Origin of the sequence: Citrobacter europaeus (assembly GCF_037482245.1) — a bacterium.
Lineage (GTDB): Bacteria > Pseudomonadota > Gammaproteobacteria > Enterobacterales > Enterobacteriaceae > Citrobacter > Citrobacter europaeus.
This window is the reverse complement of the sequence record NZ_CP148084.1, coordinates 2,291,971-2,308,586: the sequence shown is the minus strand read 5'-3', so window position 1 is coordinate 2,308,586 and position 16,616 is coordinate 2,291,971. Positions and strand designations below refer to the sequence as shown.

The 16,616-nt window shown below is 54.7% G+C and carries 14 protein-coding genes; 12 read left to right on the top strand and 2 right to left on the bottom strand.

The annotated features are described in order from the left end of the window. Window position 1: 1 nt before the first annotated feature. The 4 genes from WHR59_RS10855 to fadK all read left to right on the top strand — a co-directional run bounded on the left by WHR59_RS10855 (window position 2) and on the right by fadK (window position 4,299). The gene (locus WHR59_RS10855) at window positions 2–937 is read left to right on the top strand and encodes an electron transfer flavoprotein subunit alpha (protein WP_338843985.1); all 936 of its coding nucleotides are present in this window, start codon (window positions 2–4) and stop codon (window positions 935–937) included. A gap of 53 nt (window positions 938–990) precedes the next feature. After that, window positions 991–2,280 carry an FAD-dependent oxidoreductase gene (locus tag WHR59_RS10850; RefSeq protein ID WP_172863093.1) on the top strand — a complete coding sequence of 430 codons (1,290 nt, stop codon included), beginning with the start codon at window positions 991–993 and terminating at the stop codon, window positions 2,278–2,280. Then, complete coding sequence (locus tag WHR59_RS10845) at window positions 2,277–2,570, top strand: ferredoxin (protein ID WP_043016580.1); 294 nt, start codon at window positions 2,277–2,279, stop codon at window positions 2,568–2,570. Before WHR59_RS10850 ends, WHR59_RS10845 begins: the two co-directional genes overlap by 4 nt. An 82-nt stretch (window positions 2,571–2,652) precedes the next feature. Continuing rightward, the gene (gene fadK / locus WHR59_RS10840) at window positions 2,653–4,299 is read left to right on the top strand and encodes a medium-chain fatty-acid--CoA ligase (protein ID WP_338843984.1); all 1,647 of its coding nucleotides are present in this window, start codon (window positions 2,653–2,655) and stop codon (window positions 4,297–4,299) included. Window positions 4,300–4,366: 67 nt separating this feature from the next. On the opposite strand, the gene ppsA is transcribed toward fadK, so the two are convergent. After that, entirely contained in the window at window positions 4,367–6,745 is a 2,379-nt protein-coding gene (gene ppsA / locus WHR59_RS10835; RefSeq protein ID WP_043016582.1) for a phosphoenolpyruvate synthase, read from the bottom strand. A 328-nt stretch (window positions 6,746–7,073) separates the two neighbouring features. Here ppsA and ppsR point away from each other — a divergent pair, with 328 nt between their 5' ends. The 8 genes from ppsR to WHR59_RS10795 all read left to right on the top strand — a co-directional run bounded on the left by ppsR (window position 7,074) and on the right by WHR59_RS10795 (window position 15,160). Continuing rightward, window positions 7,074–7,907 (top strand): posphoenolpyruvate synthetase regulatory kinase/phosphorylase PpsR, encoded by an 834-nt coding sequence (gene ppsR, locus WHR59_RS10830; protein ID WP_338843983.1) that lies wholly within the window; start codon window positions 7,074–7,076, stop codon window positions 7,905–7,907. Window positions 7,908–8,033: 126 nt separating this feature from the next. Further along, window positions 8,034–9,080 (top strand): 3-deoxy-7-phosphoheptulonate synthase AroH, encoded by a 1,047-nt coding sequence (aroH, locus tag WHR59_RS10825; protein WP_047411681.1) that lies wholly within the window; start codon window positions 8,034–8,036, stop codon window positions 9,078–9,080. A 170-nt stretch (window positions 9,081–9,250) separates the two neighbouring features. After that, window positions 9,251–9,439, top strand: coding sequence for a hemin uptake protein HemP (gene hemP / locus WHR59_RS10820; protein ID WP_072033381.1), 189 nt, complete (start codon window positions 9,251–9,253; stop codon window positions 9,437–9,439). Between the two features lie 74 nt (window positions 9,440–9,513). Then, complete coding sequence (locus WHR59_RS10815) at window positions 9,514–11,499, top strand: TonB-dependent hemoglobin/transferrin/lactoferrin family receptor (protein WP_100194459.1); 1,986 nt, start codon at window positions 9,514–9,516, stop codon at window positions 11,497–11,499. 47 nt (window positions 11,500–11,546) lie between these two features. Then, window positions 11,547–12,578, top strand: a complete 1,032-nt coding sequence (gene chuS, locus WHR59_RS10810; RefSeq protein WP_080625091.1) for a hematinate-forming heme oxygenase ChuS — start codon at window positions 11,547–11,549, stop codon at window positions 12,576–12,578. Continuing rightward, complete coding sequence (locus tag WHR59_RS10805; RefSeq protein WP_043016587.1) at window positions 12,575–13,396, top strand: heme/hemin ABC transporter substrate-binding protein; 822 nt, start codon at window positions 12,575–12,577, stop codon at window positions 13,394–13,396. The genes chuS and WHR59_RS10805 overlap by 4 nt, the downstream gene beginning before the upstream one ends. Continuing rightward, window positions 13,396–14,388, top strand: a complete 993-nt coding sequence (locus WHR59_RS10800) for a FecCD family ABC transporter permease (RefSeq protein WP_043016588.1) — start codon at window positions 13,396–13,398, stop codon at window positions 14,386–14,388. The genes WHR59_RS10805 and WHR59_RS10800 overlap by 1 nt, the downstream gene beginning before the upstream one ends. Continuing rightward, complete coding sequence (locus WHR59_RS10795) at window positions 14,381–15,160, top strand: heme ABC transporter ATP-binding protein (RefSeq protein ID WP_338843982.1); 780 nt, start codon at window positions 14,381–14,383, stop codon at window positions 15,158–15,160. Before WHR59_RS10800 ends, WHR59_RS10795 begins: the two co-directional genes overlap by 8 nt. Here the strand turns inward: WHR59_RS10795 and selO are convergent. After that, a complete protein-coding gene (gene selO, locus WHR59_RS10790; protein ID WP_087050645.1) occupies window positions 15,157–16,599 on the bottom strand; it encodes a protein adenylyltransferase SelO in 1,443 nt (480 codons plus the stop codon). The genes WHR59_RS10795 and selO overlap by 4 nt on opposite strands. Between the last annotated feature and the right edge of the window lie 17 nt (window positions 16,600–16,616).

The following is a 16,616-nucleotide window of genomic DNA, read 5'->3' as shown; positions in this document are numbered from 1 at the left end:
CATGAGTAAATTAGCCAACGTCTGGGTGTTCAGCGATAACGTAGAACGCTATGCAGAATTAATGGCCGGCGCTCGCCAGTGGGGTGAGCAGGTACACCTTATTGTGCAAGGCAGCGCCCGGGCCAAGCAGTTGCAACCCCTGGGCGCTGATAAAATCGTCGTGCTCGAAGCAATCTCCGGTTTGCAGCGTGTTGAAAATTATGCCGAAACCATCGCCGCTCTGATACATGAACACGCCGGACTGCTATTGATGCCCGCCACCAAACGGGCCAAATCCCTTGGCGCGCGCTTAAGCATTCAGCTCAACGCCGCGATGGTGAACGATGCCACATCAGTAACGCTTGATGCAGGCACACTGTTCGCTGAACACCGTATGTACGGTGGGCTGGCATTTGGCAAAGAAAAAATCAAAAGCACGCTGGCGATCGTCACGCTTGCCCCTGGCCTGCTTGAACCCGTAGCGGAAAACGCCTCGCACAACTGCCCTGTTGTCTCAGCAAATTACATCGCACCGCACCATGAAATTATGTGCCTGGAGCGTCGCGCCAAATCCGTGAGCAGCGTGGATCTCAGCAAAGCCAAACGCGTGGTGGGTGTGGGTCGCGGCCTGGTTGCGCAAAACGACCTGGCAATGGTGCACCAACTGGCATCCGTACTGGGTGCTGAAGTGGGTTGTTCACGCCCCATTGCTGAAGGCGAAAACTGGATGGAGCGCGAACGCTATATTGGCGTTTCTGGCGTGTTATTGAAATCGGACCTTTACCTCACGCTAGGCATCTCAGGACAAATCCAGCATATGGTCGGCGGTAACGGCGCGAAAGTCATTGTCGCCATCAACAAAGATAAAAAAGCGCCTATTTTCAATTACGCCGATTACGGCCTGGTAGGCGACATCTACAAAGTCGTTCCAGCGCTTATCGAACATCTCAGCCGCTAATCCTCTTTAACGCACATCTCCCGCTGCCTCGCGGCGGGAAAGGAGCATAAAGCATGTCAGATGAAAAATTTGATGCCATTGTGGTCGGTGCTGGCGTAGCGGGTACAATTGCAGGCTACGTTATGGCCCAGGCAGGACTGGACGTACTGGTCATCGAGCGCGGGAACAGCGCAGGCAGTAAAAATATGACCGGTGGGAGACTCTACGCGCACAGCCTTGAGCGCATCATGCCTGGATTTGCGCAGGAAGCACCGCTCGAACGTAAAGTGACCCGCGAAAAAATCTCCTTTCTGACCGAAGAAAGCGCCGTTACCCTCGACTTCCATCGTGAGAAAGACAACGCGCCAGCGCAGGATTCCTGGACAGTTTTGCGCAACAGGCTCGACCCATGGCTTATGGAAAAAGCGGAACAGGCTGGCGTACAGTTCATTCCCGGCGTGCGCGTCGACGCACTAATCCGCGAAGGTAATAAAGTCACCGGCGTGCAAGCCGGGGACGACATCCTGGAAGCCAATATGGTTATCCTTGCCGATGGCGTCAATTCTATCCTGGGACGGTCACTGGGGATGGTGCCTCCCTCTTCTGCACAGCACTATGCCGTTGGCGTGAAAGAGCTGATCGGCTTACCGTCGGCGGTCATTGCGGATCGATTCAACCTGGCAGGCAACGAAGGTGCAGCCTGGCTGTTTGCAGGCTCGCCGTCAGATGGACTGATGGGCGGAGGATTTCTGTATACCAACCAGAACTCCATCTCTTTGGGTCTGGTGTGTGGACTGGGAGAGATTGCCCATGCGACGAAAAGCATTCCACAAATGCTGGAAGACTTTAAGCAACACCCGACAATTCGTCCGTTGATTGCCGGCGGCGAACTGCTGGAGTACTCCGCACATATGGTACCAGAAGGTGGACTGGCAATGGTTCCGAAGCTGGTTGATGACGGTGTGATGATCGTCGGCGATGCCGCTGGTTTCTGTCTGAATCTGGGTTACACGGTGCGTGGCATGGATTTGGCGATAGCCTCCGCAGAAGCCGCCGCCAAGACAGCTATTGCAGCCAAAGAACGTCAGGATTACTCAGCCACTAGCCTGATGGACTACAAACGCGCCCTCGAACAGGGCTGCGTGATGCGTGATTTGCAGCATTTTCGCAAGATCCCGGCGCTGATGGAAAACCCGCGCCTGTTCACCCAGTATCCCCGCATGGTGGCCGATATTATGAGCGATATGTTTACCGTTGACGGACGCCCAAATCAGCCGGTTCGCAAGATGATCATGTCCCATGCCAGAAAAGTTGGGCTGATGAACCTACTGAAAGACGGCATCATGGGGGCAACCGCGCTATGAATCAGGACAATAACGTTAACGTCGACGTCAAACTGGGCGTCAATAAATTTAATGTCGATGAAGGTCATCCGCACATCATCCTGGCAGAGCACCCCGACCTTAATGAATTTCGCAAGCTGCTGAAAGCCTGCCCCGCCGGACTGTATAAGCAGGATGAGAGTGGCAATATTCATTTTGACTCCGCAGGCTGTCTGGAGTGCGGCACCTGCCGGGTGCTGTGCGGCGACACGATCCTCACACAATGGGAATATCCGCTCGGAACATTTGGCGTCGATTTCCGCTACGGCTAGCGGGTTTTGCATGTTGTCCGCCGGATTGGCCCCGCTGGCCATCCGGTCAGATGTATGCCGAAATCATCCAGGGAATAACTTCATGAGTATCACACTAACGTTTAACGCCGAACGCCGCGAAGCCTGGCGAAAACAGGGTTTATGGGGAGATGCTTCGCTTAGCGACTACTGGTGCCAAACGGCCAGAGCCATGCCGGATAAAATCGCCGTGGTTGATAATCATGGCGCTTCGTACACTTACGCCGCACTCGACGGTGCTGCCAGCAGTCTGGCAACCTGGTTTTTAGCCTGCGGTATTCAACCCGGCGATCGCATTGCCTTTCAGTTGCCGGGCTGGTGCGAATTTACCATTATCTATCTGGCCTGCCTGAAAACCGGAGCGGTTTCCGTCCCACTGTTGCCTGCCTGGCGCGAAGCGGAGTTGGTATGGGTACTGAACAAATGCCAGGCGAAGATTTTTTTCGCACCAACGCTTTTTAAGCAGACCCGACCGGTCGATCTGATCCTCCCCTTACAAAACCAGTTGCCGCATCTGCAACAGATTGTCGCCGTAGATAAACTGGCGCCAGCAACAACCTCGCTGGCGCTCAGCCAGTTGCTTTTAGCGCCACCGTTAACTCAGATGATTAACGTTCACGCCGATGAACTGGCTGCCGTGCTGTTTACTTCCGGGACCGAGGGAATGCCGAAAGGCGTCATGTTAACCCACAACAACATCCTTGCCAGCGAGCGTGCCTACTGCGCCCGCCTCAACCTTACCTGGCAGGATGTGTTTTTGATGCCCGCTCCACTTGGACACGCTACCGGTTTTCTGCATGGCGTTAACGCGCCGTTTTTAATCGGCGCGCGCAGCGTATTGTTGGATATTTTCACCCCAACAGCTTGTCTTGAACTGCTGGAGCAACAACGCTGTACCTGCGTGCTCGGAGCTACGCCATTCGTCTACGACATGTTATGTAGCATGGAAAAACGGCCCTGCGATCTCACCTCACTGCGTTTTTTCTTATGCGGAGGCACCACTATTCCGCAAAAGATTGCCCGTGACTGCCAACAGCGAGGCATTAAATTGTTAAGTATTTATGGTTCTACGGAGAGCTCGCCGCATGCGCTGGTCAATCTCGATGATTCACCCTCCCGCATGATGACAACCGACGGCTATGCTGCCGCAGGCGTCGAAATTAAAGTCGTCGATGAAGCGCGCAACACCCTGCCCGCAGGAGTAGAAGGTGAAGAGGCCTCGCGTGGTCCCAATGTTTTTATGGGCTACCTCGACGAACCCGAACTAACCGCTCGCGCGCTGGATCAGGACGGCTGGTATTACAGTGGCGATTTATGCCGAATGGACGACGCGGGATACATCAAAATCACCGGACGAAAAAAAGATATTATTGTGCGCGGAGGGGAAAACATCAGCAGTCGCGAAGTTGAGGACATTTTATTGCAGCACCCACGCATTCATGATGCCTGCGTTGTCGCGATGCCGGACGAACGCTTAGGTGAACGGTCGTGCGCTTACGTGGTGCTGAAACCTCCGCATCACTCACTCTCGCTGGAATCAGTGGTGGCCTTTTTTAGCCGCAAACGGGTGGCAAAGTATAAATATCCGGAGCATGTCGTGATTGTCGAGAAGTTACCGCGCACGGCGTCCGGTAAGATACGAAAATACCAGCTGCGTCAGGATATTATTCAGCGTTTAAACGTGGAGAGTGTGGAGATCGTTGCAGGATAAAATGCCGGATGGCGACGCTCTTGCGTCTTATCCGGCCTACATTGAATAGGCCGGATAAGGCATGATGTTACTTGTTCAGTTCAGCCAGGCTCAGCCAGGTCTGCACGACGGTGTCCGGGTTCAGCGACAGGCTGTCGATACCCTCTTCCATCAGCCAGGCCGCGAAGTCTTCGTGGTCGGATGGTCCCTGACCGCAAATACCCACGTATTTACCCTGTTTCTTAGCTGCGCGAATCGCCATCGACAGCAACGCTTTCACCGCGTCGTTACGCTCATCAAACAGTTCAGAAACCACACCAGAGTCACGGTCCAGACCCAGCGCTAACTGCGTCATGTCGTTTGAGCCGATGGAGAAGCCGTCAAAGTACTCAAGGAACTGCTCGGCCAGCAAGGCGTTGGACGGGATCTCACACATCATGATGATCTTCAGTCCGTTCTCACCGCGTTTCAGACCCTGACGCGCCAGCTCTTCTACTACCGCTTTCGCCTGAGCAACGGTACGCACAAACGGTACCATCACTTCAACGTTAGTCAGGCCCATATCGTTACGGACACGTTTCACTGCATCACATTCCAGCGCGAAGCAGTCGCGGAAGCTATCAGCAACGTAGCGGCCCGCCCCGCGGAAGCCCAGCATCGGGTTCTCTTCATGCGGCTCATAACGCTCACCACCAACGAGGTTGGCATATTCATTGGACTTAAAGTCCGACATACGCACGATGACGCGTTTCGGATAAAACGCCGCCCCCAGCGTTGCAATCCCTTCCGTCAAACGACCGACGTAGAATTCACGTGGGGAATCGAAACCTTTCATCATGCCGCGGATTTCGTTTTGCAGCTCAGGCGTCTGATCATCGAACTCCAGCAACGCACGCGGGTGTACGCCAATCATACGGTTGATGATAAATTCCAGACGCGCCAGGCCGACGCCTTCGTTTGGCAGGCAGGCGAAGTCGAAAGCCCGATCCGGGTTACCGACGTTCATCATCACCTTCAACGGCAGATCCGGCATGGTCTCCACGCTTGAGCTCTTCACGCTAAAGTCGAGCATGTCAGCGTAAACATAACCAGTATCCCCTTCGGCACAGGAAACGGTTACCTTCTCACCGTCTTTCATGCGCTCGGTGGCATCGCCACAGCCTACCACGGCCGGGATCCCCAGTTCGCGGGCAATGATCGCCGCGTGACAGGTACGACCGCCACGGTTGGTCACAATCGCCGCCGCTTTCTTCATGATCGGTTCCCAGTCCGGGTCGGTCATGTCGGTAACCAGTACGTCGCCTGGCTCGATACGGTTCATTTCGCTGATGTCATGAATGACTTTGACCGGGCCAGCGCCAATGCGATGGCCGATAGCACGACCTTCAGCAATAATTTTACCCTGCGCATGCAGCGTATAACGCTCCATGACCTGGCCGCGAGAACGCACGGTTTCCGGGCGCGCCTGCACAATGAACAGCTTGCCGGTATGACCGTCTTTCGCCCATTCGATGTCCATCGGACGACCGTAGTGCTTCTCGATCTGTACCGCCTGCTTCGCCAGCTCCTGCACTTCTGCATTGGTCAGGGAGAAAATGTCGCGCTGTTCCTGCGGTACATCCTCAATCGTTACCTGCTTACCGTGTTCCTGGGTTGGCGCGTAGACCATGCGGATTTTTTTCGAACCCATTGTGCGACGGACGATCGCCGGACGGTCAGCCGCCAGAGTCGGTTTGTGCACGTAGAATTCATCCGGGTTAACGGCACCCTGCACGACCATTTCACCCAGGCCCCATGCGGAAGTGATAAACACCACCTGATCGAAACCAGATTCGGTATCGATGGAGAACATTACGCCAGAAGACGCGAGGTCTGAGCGCACCATCCGCTGGACGCCAGCGGAGAGCGCCACGCCACGATGGTCATAGCCCTGGTGAACACGATAAGAGATCGCGCGGTCGTTAAACAGCGAGGCAAATACGTGTTTGATAGCAACCAGTACGGCATCAAATCCCTGGACGTTGAGGAAGGTTTCCTGCTGACCGGCAAATGACGCATCTGGCATATCTTCTGCGGTAGCGGAAGAGCGCACGGCAAAAGAAGCATGGGCATCGTCCGCTGAAAGCTGCGCGTAGGCATCGCGAACGGCATTTTCCAGCTCCGGCTGGAAAGGAGTGTCGATAATCCACTGGCGGATCTGTGCACCGGCTTTCGCAAGCTCGGTGACGTCGTCAATATCCGTTTTATCCAGCAGCTCATAAATGCGCTGGTTTACACCGCTCTGGTCCAGAAACTGGTTAAACGCATCGGCGGTCGTTGCAAAACCATTCGGTACGGAAACACCCATACCGGAAAGGTTAGTAATCATTTCACCCAGGGAGGCATTTTTGCCCCCAACTCTGTCTACATCATTCATGCCGAGTTGGTTATACCAAAGCACCAGCGGTGACGAGCCATTGTTGGACATCGAACAATCCTTATATATGAACGAGGTTAGGAAACTCAATTTTGCGTAATTATCTTTGCATATTTACCTCAACGAAAAAAACGGTGAATCGTTCAAGCAACTTTATTTTTTATTTTTTCAGATTGTTTACGCATTTGCGCAAACCCGCAAGCCACAGGGGATCACCACAAAAACTATCGGTATAAACATTTGTTCCGAAAAATGAAATGTACTTTTCATTAAATATAAAAATACCGTTTCATTTTATAAAATAGATGCAGCAATATTCGCTTCTGGCGAATTTTAATTTATGCTTTCAGAGAATTATGTCAGCCCCAGGATGAGCAAAATGGATAATGCTGTTGATCGTCACGTATTTTATATTTCTGATGGTACGGCCATCACCGCCGAGGTATTGGGCCACGCGGTAATGTCGCAATTTCCGGTCACGATCAGCAGCATTACGCTGCCGTTTGTGGAAAATGAGAGTCGTGCGCGGGCGGTTAAAGACCAGATTGACGCGATCTACCAACAAACTGGGGTGCGCCCTCTGGTGTTTTACTCCATCGTCTTGCCGGAAATTCGCTCAATCATTCTACAAAGCGAAGGATTTTGTCAGGATATCGTGCAGGCATTGGTTGCCCCACTGCAGCACGAAATGAAGCTCGATCCCACGCCGATAGCCCATCGTACCCACGGTCTGAATCCCGGCAACCTCAACAAGTACGATGCGCGCATTGCCGCCATTGATTACACCCTGGCCCATGACGACGGTATTTCGTTGCGCAACCTCGATCAGGCGCAGGTGATCCTGCTCGGCGTTTCTCGCTGCGGCAAAACCCCAACTAGTCTTTATTTGGCGATGCAGTTTGGTATTCGTGCGGCCAACTACCCCTTTATTGCCGATGATATGGATAATCTAGTGCTGCCAGCGTCACTGAAGCCGTTGCAGCATAAATTATTCGGCCTGACCATCGACCCTGAGCGCCTGGCGGCCATCCGCGAAGAGCGCCGGGAGAACAGCCGTTACGCCTCCATACGCCAGTGCCGTATGGAGGTGGCTGAGGTGGAAGCGCTGTATCGTAAAAATCAGATCCCATGGCTGAACAGTACCAATTATTCGGTAGAAGAGATTGCTACCAAGATCCTCGACATAATGGGGCTGAATCGCCGCATGTACTAGAATGCTAGTGCATTGGTTCGATTTTTTGTTATTATGCTCGCCACCAGGCAGGATGAGTGTGATATTGTGATGTACATCACTTCCCGGTAGTCCTGCCGTTGAAGCAACAAATTTCTGAGACAAGTAATGAACAGAACCGATGAACTCCGTACTGCGCGTATTGACAATCTGGTCACTCCAGCAGAGCTTGCGCAACGGCATCCTGTTTCTTCCTCCGTCGCCCGTCATGTCACGGAATCCCGACGTCGGATAGAAAAAATATTAAATGGTGAAGACGCTCGTTTGCTGGTGATCGTAGGTCCCTGCTCGATTCACGATCTTGATGCCGCCATGGAATACGCGACCCGCTTGCAGGGGCTGCGCGAAAAACATCAGGCGCGCCTGGAAATCGTGATGCGCACCTATTTTGAAAAACCGCGCACCGTCGTGGGCTGGAAAGGCTTAATTTCCGACCCGGATTTAAACGGCAGCTACCGCGTGAATCACGGCATTGAACTGGCGCGCAAGCTGCTGTTGCAGGTCAATGAACTGGGCGTACCCACGGCAACAGAATTCCTCGACATGGTGACCGGTCAGTTTATTGCCGATTTAATCAGTTGGGGAGCCATTGGCGCGCGCACCACCGAAAGCCAAATCCACCGTGAAATGGCGTCCGCGCTCTCCTGTCCGGTCGGCTTTAAAAACGGCACGGATGGCAACACGCGTATCGCTGTCGATGCGATCCGCGCCTCCCGCGCCAGCCACATGTTCCTCTCTCCGGATAAAACCGGCCAGATGACCATTTATCAAACCAGCGGTAATCCTTACGGACATATCATTATGCGCGGCGGTAAAAAGCCGAATTATTATGCTGAAGATATTGCCGCCGCCTGCGATACCCTGCACGAATTTTCGCTGCCTGAGCATCTGGTAGTCGATTTTAGCCACGGCAATTGCCAGAAGCAGCATCGTCGTCAGTTGGACGTTTGTGATGACGTGTGTCAGCAAATTCGCAACGGTTCGACGGCGATTGCCGGGATTATGGCGGAGAGTTTCCTGCGTGAAGGTACGCAAAAAATCGTTAGCGGCCAGCCGCTGGTTTACGGTCAGTCCATTACCGACCCATGCCTAAACTGGGAAGATACTGAACTGTTGGTTGAAAAACTCGCCTCTGCGGTTGATAGCCGTTTTTAATGTTGTTCGCCGGGTAACATCACGTTGCCCGGTGCTAATCCTTTGTTTTTCCCCTCCTTGTTGTACAAAATCTATTCTCGTCACAATTATTTCACAAAAATGCTTGCCGCAAATTTGCAGTTTGATGATAATGATTATCATTGTTAAATTGATTGTTATTTTTAAAAACTATTTCACGTATGGATAACACAACAACAACGCACGCAAAAGAGAAAGCCCCCCCTGCTGTCGCGCCAAACGAGCGTCGAATTGACAGTAAAAGTCTATTGGGCAAAGAGGGACGCGTGATCATAGAACACGATGGTCAGCTCTATCTGCTGCGCCAGACCCAAGCCGGAAAACTCATTCTGACTAAATAAACAACACTTTTCGCCAGCCACCCAGGTAATCCCCAGGCAGCCAGCGCTTTTCGATTTCCTAATGGAGAGTTGCTATGCCACACCTGCACACTGCATCCCTGCGTCCATCACTGTTGGCGCTGGCGATTATCAGTAACCTGCCCGCCGTCGCTTATGCGGCGGTTGAAGATATGACCGTTACCGCCACTGGCAATGCCCGTAGCGCCTTTGAAGCGCCGATGATGGTCAGCGTGATTGATGCCACGGCCCCAGAAAACCAGACCGCCAGCTCGGCAGCCGATCTGTTGCGGACGGTTCCGGGTCTGACCCTCGATGGCACAGGTCGTACCAATGGCCAGGACGTGAATCTACGCGGCTACGATCGACGCGGCGTTCTGGTGCTGGTTGACGGCGTTCGTCAGGGCACCGACACCGGACACCTGAACAGTACCTTCCTCGACCCGGCGCTTATCAAACGCATCGAAGTCGTACGCGGCCCTTCTGCACTGCTGTACGGCAGCGGTGCGCTGGGCGGTGTGATCGCCTATGACACAGCGGATGCCAAAGATCTGCTGGAAGCCGGACAAAACAGCGGTTATCGCGTGTTTGGTACTGCGGCAACCGGCGATCACAGCCTCGGTATGGGCGCCAGCGCTTTTGGGCGCACCGATACGCTGGACGGACTGCTTGCCTGGTCGAGTCGCGATCGTGGTGATTTGCGTCAGAGTGACGGTACAACAGCGCCAAACGACGAAGCGATCAACAATATGCTGGCGAAAGGCAGTTGGAAAATTGACAGCGCCCAGACGCTGGCCGGTTCGCTGCGTTACTACAACAATGACACCCGTGAACCTAAAAATCCGCAAACCAGCGCAGCGGATGCCACCAGCAACCCGATGACCAACCGTTCAACGATCCAGCGCGATGCGCAACTGACCTACTCGCTCTCCCCGGCGGACAATGACTGGCTGAACGCGGATGCTCGTATTTACTGGTCCGAAGCGCGCATTAATGCACAAAACACGGATAACACCGGCGAGTTTCGCAAGCAGACGACCAAAGGCGGTAAACTCGACAACCGTACCCGCCTGTTTACCGACTCTTTCGCATCTCACCTGCTGACCTACGGCGGTGAGTACTATCGTCAGGAACAACAGCCAGGTGGCACAACCACCGGTTTCCCAGAGGCAAAGATCGATTTCAGCTCCGGCTGGCTACAGGATGAAATCACCCTGCGCGATCTGCCGGTTACGCTGCTGGGCGGTACCCGTTATGACTCTTATCGCGGCAGCAGCGACGGCTATGAAGATGTCGATGCCGATAAATGGTCGTCCCGCGCCGGACTCACCGTTGCGCCAGCAGACTGGCTGATGCTGTTTGGTTCTTACGCTCAGGCCTTCCGTGCACCGACTATGGGCGAGATGTATAACGATGCGAAACACTTCTCGATTGGCCGTTTCTACACCAACTACTGGGTGCCAAACCCTAACCTGCGTCCGGAAACCAACGAAACGCAGGAATACGGATTTGGTCTGCGCTTTGACGATCTGCTGATGGCAAGCGATGCGCTCGAATTTAAAGCCAGCTATTTCGACACCAAAGCGAAAGATTACATCTCCACCAGCGTCGACTTCGCCGCCGCAACAACGATGTCTTATAACGTCCCCAACGCGAAAATCTGGGGCTGGGACGTCATGGCGAAATATTCCGCCGATCTGTTCAGCCTCGACATGGCCTATAACCGTACGCGCGGCAAAGATACTGACACGGGAGAATACATTTCCAGCATTAACCCAGATACGGTCACCAGCAAACTGAACGTGCCGGTTGCGCACAGCGGATTCTCCGTGGGCTGGATAGGGACATTTGCCGATCGTTCAACGCATATCAGCAGCAGCTACACTAAACAGCCCGGCTATGCGGTAAACGATTTCTACGTGAGCTATCAGGGCCAACAAGCGCTGAAAGGTATGACCACCACACTGGTACTGGGCAACGCCTTCGACAAAGAGTACTGGTCGCCGCAAGGCATTCCGCAGGATGGTCGTAATGGCAAAATTTTCGTGAGTTATCAGTGGTAATCACTTTTCCCCGGTTCGCCGGGGTAGCAATCTGGAAGGAAGAGACAATGAATCATTACACACGCTGGCTGGAACTGAAGAAAGAAAATCCTGGCAAATACGCACGTGACATTGCGGGGTTGATGAATATTAGCGAAGCCGAACTGACCTTCGCCCGCGTCGGTCATGACGCCTGGCGCTTACGTGGCGAAGTACGCGAAATCCTCGGCGCACTGGAAACCGTAGGCGAAACCAAATGCATTTGCCGCAACGAATACGCGGTACATGAGCAGGTGGGTGCTTTTACAAATCAGCACCTCAACGGTCATGCCGGGCTGGTTCTTAATCCGCGCGCCCTCGACCTGCGCCTGTTCCTCAATCAGTGGGCAAGCGTATTTCATATCAGCGAAACAACCGCCCACGGCGAACGTCAGAGCATCCAGTTCTTTGACCATCAGGGAGATGCGCTGCTGAAGGTCTACGCCACACAGAATACCCTCATTGAGGATTGGGCGGCGTTGCTGACCCGATTCATCTTTGCCGAAAACCCGCCACTGGTGCTGCAACCCGCCAACAATTCTGCTCCCGCCGTCGTCACGGTCGATGCGCAGACCGTTGATCAAGAGTGGCGAGCAATGACCGATGTCCATCAGTTCTTCGGTCTGCTGAAACGCCACGACCTCACCCGCCAACAGGCGTTTAATCTGGTGGGCGACGATCTGGCCTGTAAAGTTTCTAATAGTGCACTGGTGCAGTTACTCGACACCGCGCGTCAGGATGGCAATGAAATCATGATCTTTGTGGGTAATCGCGGCTGCGTACAGATTTTTACCGGCGTGATTGAAAAATTGGTACCGATGAAAGGCTGGCTGAATATATTCAACCCGGCATTTACCTTACACCTGCTGGCAGAGAGCGTGGCAGAAACATGGGTAACGCGCAAACCGACCGCCGATGGACACGTCACCAGTCTGGAACTGTTTGCTGCCGACGGCACGCAAATTGCCCAGTTGTACGGTCAACGTACGGAAGGCGAGCCGGAGCAGACGCAATGGCGTGCACAGATTGACGCGCTGACGCCGAAAGGACTGGCCGCATGAAAAAACTGCTGGTCCTGATCGCGCTGCTGCCCATTGCAGCGCTGGCTGCTGCCGGGGAACGGGTTGTTGCACTCGGTGGCGATGTTACCGAGATTGTATACGCATTGGGAGCACAGTCTTCCCTTGTGGCGCGAGACAGCACCAGCCAGTGGCCTGAAGCAGCAAACGCGCTACCGGATGTTGGTTACTTACGCCAACTCAACGCCGAAGGGATCCTTGCTACACGCCCTACGCTGGTCCTTGCCAGCGCGCAGGCACAGCCCTCTCTGGCGCTAAAACAGCTTGAGCAGAGCAACGTCAGGGTTGTTACGATCCCGGCGAGCAACGATCTTGAGGTGATTGATGAAAAAATTCGCGTCATCGCCGAAGCAACCCATCGGCAGGCCGAAGGCGAAACGCTGCGCGCCAGCTTACGTCAGGAAATGGCGGCGTTGCCGTCATCTGAACTAAATAAACGCGTGCTGTTTATTCTTAATCATGGCGGGATGACTGCAATGGCGGCGGGCCAGCAAACCGGAGCCGATGCGGCTATTCGTGCCGCCGGTTTGCACAACGCCATGCAGGGCGTTAACCGCTATCAGCCGCTGTCACAGGAAGGCGTCATTGCCAGCCAGCCCGATCTGGTGGTGATTTCACAGGACGGCGTTAAGGCGATGGGTGGCGAAGATAACCTGTGGGCGCTGCCGGGCCTTGCGCTAACGCCTGCCGGGCGGAATAAACAGGTGTTACAGGTGGATGATATGGCGCTACTCGGCTTCAGCGTGCGTACGCCGCAGGCCATTTTGCAGCTTCGCGCTAAAGCAGAGCAATTGCCCTGATGTCCCGACGTATCAGTTATTCTTTATGGGCGCTCGCACTCATATTAGTCATGATGACAATCCTGGCTACCGGTTTTGGCGCGTTGCGCCTGCCGGTAAGTCTGCTCTGGCATGATGGCGATGAGGCACTGCGTCAAATCTGGCTCACAATTCGTCTGCCGCGCGTCCTGCTGGCGCTGGTGATTGGCGGCTCTCTGGCGCTCGCAGGCTGCGTGATGCAGGGACTGTTTCGCAACCCGCTAGCTGACCCGGGATTACTGGGGATAAGCAGCGGCGCCGCCTGCGCCGTCGCCCTGTGGGTGGTACTGCCTGTCTCTTTGCCCGCGCTGCTGATGCTGTACGCCCCAATGCTGGCCGCTTTTATGGGTGCCCTGGCGGCAACGGTGGTGATTTTTATCCTCAGCCAACAGCGCGACGGATCACTCTCGCGTCTGCTACTGGTCGGTATTGCCATCAACGCGCTTTGCGGGGCGGCGGTTGGCGTTCTGTCGTGGGTCAGTAATGATGCGCAACTGCGCCAGCTGTCGCTATGGGGAATGGGAAGTCTGGGGGCTGCGCAATGGTCCACGCTGCTGGCGGTAACCTCGCTGACTATCCCGACGGTGCTGATTATCTGGCGTCTGGCGCCGGCACTGAACCTGCTGCAGTTGGGTGAGGAAGAGGCGCATTATCTCGGCGTAGATGTTCGTACCGTTCAGCGTATTTTGCTGCTTTGTAGCGCATTGCTGGTTGCCGCAGCCGTGGCGGTAAGCGGCGTAATTGGATTTATCGGGTTGGTTATCCCGCATCTGATGCGCATGTGGCTTGGCTCAGATCATCGGGCCGTTATTCCGGGATCCGTGCTGGCGGGCGCGTTTCTGTTACTGATTGCCGACACGTTGGCCCGTACGGCGGTTGCCCCTGCAGAGATGCCGGTCGGTCTGTTGACCAGTCTTCTCGGCGCACCGTGGTTTTTATGGCTTATTTTTCGTCAGCGAGGACCGCATGGCTGAACATTTCATCGCTGAAGGGATTCATTATCGCGTGGCTGGCAGAGCGGTAATTGACGATGTATCACTCGCCCTCGCAAAAGGTGAACTGGTGGCGCTCATCGGCCCAAACGGTGCGGGAAAATCCACCCTGCTGCGCCTGCTGACCGGTTTTCTCAAACCGGCAACCGGGCGCTGCGTGCTGGCGGGCAAACCGCTGGAGGAGTGGCCTACCCAAACGCTGTCGCGGCATCGGGCGGTAATGCGCCAGCAAACGCAACTGGGATTTGACTGGCCGGTAGAGGCCGTCATCGCGATGGGACGTGCGCCCTGGACCCAACAGCAGGAACCCCAGCTTATCGCTCAGGTAATGGAAATGACCGGGTGCACACCGTTGGCGGGCCGGCAATACGCCGCACTTTCCGGCGGCGAGCAACAGCGAGTGCAGTTGGCCCGTGCACTGGCGCAACTTTGGTGCCACGGCGCGCCTCGCGGTTGGTTATTCCTTGATGAACCCACCTCTGCGCTGGATCTTTATCACCAGCAGCACCTGTTGCGCTTGCTGAAGACGCTAACCGCTTCGGGAGAGCTACATGTGTGCATTGTGCTTCACGATCTGAACCTCGCCGCACTATGGGCGGACAGAATAGTGTTGCTGCACGATGGCAGGTTGGTATCGCAGGGAACGCCTGAGAGCGTGCTACAGGCCGATGACCTGAAGCGCTGGTATGGCGCTCAGGTACACGTTGGCCAGCATCCGGCCAACGGATCTCCGCAGGTGTTTCTGGCCCTTTAACTTGAACAGCTCACTTCCAGCCGTTTACCCCAGTCAGGTGGACGGCTGACATAGTCATCATCACGATCGGTAAACGGGGTACGCAACGCCTGGTGCAACCGATGCAGCTCGGCGTAATCCCCCTGCTCTGCCTGACTAATCGCCCGTTGCGCCAGCCAGTTACGTAATACCATCGCCGGGTTAGCCGCCTTCATCTGCGTTTGTCTGACTGCGTCAGCAATGTTGTCTTGCTGTAGACGCGAGCGATACCGCGTGAACCAGTCGTCAAACGCCGCGCGGTCGATAAACTCATCGCGCAGTGGGGATTGCGCACTGTGTTGTTCCGTTTGGCTGAGCATACGAAACGTTCGCGTATAGTCGCTTCTTTCCCTCGCCATCAGACTAAACAGTTCGCTTAGCAATTCGTTATCGTCTTTCTGCTCGCTAAAGAAGCCGAGCTTTTGCCGCATCCGCTGACCGTAGCGAGTTAACAGCGCCAGTTGGTAACCGTCCAGCGCATCATTGAGCGTCTCGACCGGGATAAATGGCGACAGGGTTTGCGCCAGACGTTGCAAGTTCCACAGCGCCGCGGCCGGTTGATTATCGAAACTGTATCGTCCCTGGTTGTCCGAGTGGTTGCAGATAAAATCGGGCTCGTAGTCATCTAGAAAACCGAATGGACCGTAATCCATCGTCAGTCCCAGAATCGACATGTTGTCCGTGTTCATGACTCCATGCGCAAATCCTACCGCTTGCCAGTCAGCGATTAACGTCGCTGTACGCGTGACAACATCGTTAAACCACAGCTGGTATTTATCGGCTTCTTCCTGCCATTGCGACCAATAATGGCGAATTGCAAAATCAGCCAACTGACGCACTTTTTCCGGCTCGCGGCGATAGTAGAAGTGTTCAAAATGGCCAAAACGCATATGGCTTTGCGCCACGCGAATGAGCATCGCCCCTGCTTCTACCGTTTCGCGATACACCGGCGTGTCGCTGGTAACAATCGACAATGCCCGCGTGGTTGGTATGCCCAGGTAGTGCATCGCTTCGCTGGCCAGGCTTTCGCGAATTGTTGAGCGCAGTACGGCGCGCCCATCCCCCATACGGGAATAAGGCGTAAGTCCGGCGCCTTTCAGGTGCCAGTCAAACGTGGAGCCATCAGCGAGCCGTTGCTCGCCCAGCAGGATCCCGCGGCCATCGCCAAGCTGGCCTGCCCAGACGCCAAACTGATGTCCGCTATACACTTGCGCTAAAGGCGACATCCCGGGGAGCAGCGATTCGCCACCCCAAACACCCGCTCCGCTCGGAATATCAAAAAGCGACTCAGGAATAGCTAATAGCTCCGCCAGCGCATCGTTATGCCAGATCAGGCGTGCGTTTTTCAGGGGTGTCGGCGAAAGTGCTGTATAGGTTGCTGGTAATTCATCACGCCAGCGAGTGGTAAAAGACAGGGTCATAGGGCCTCCTGTCTCTA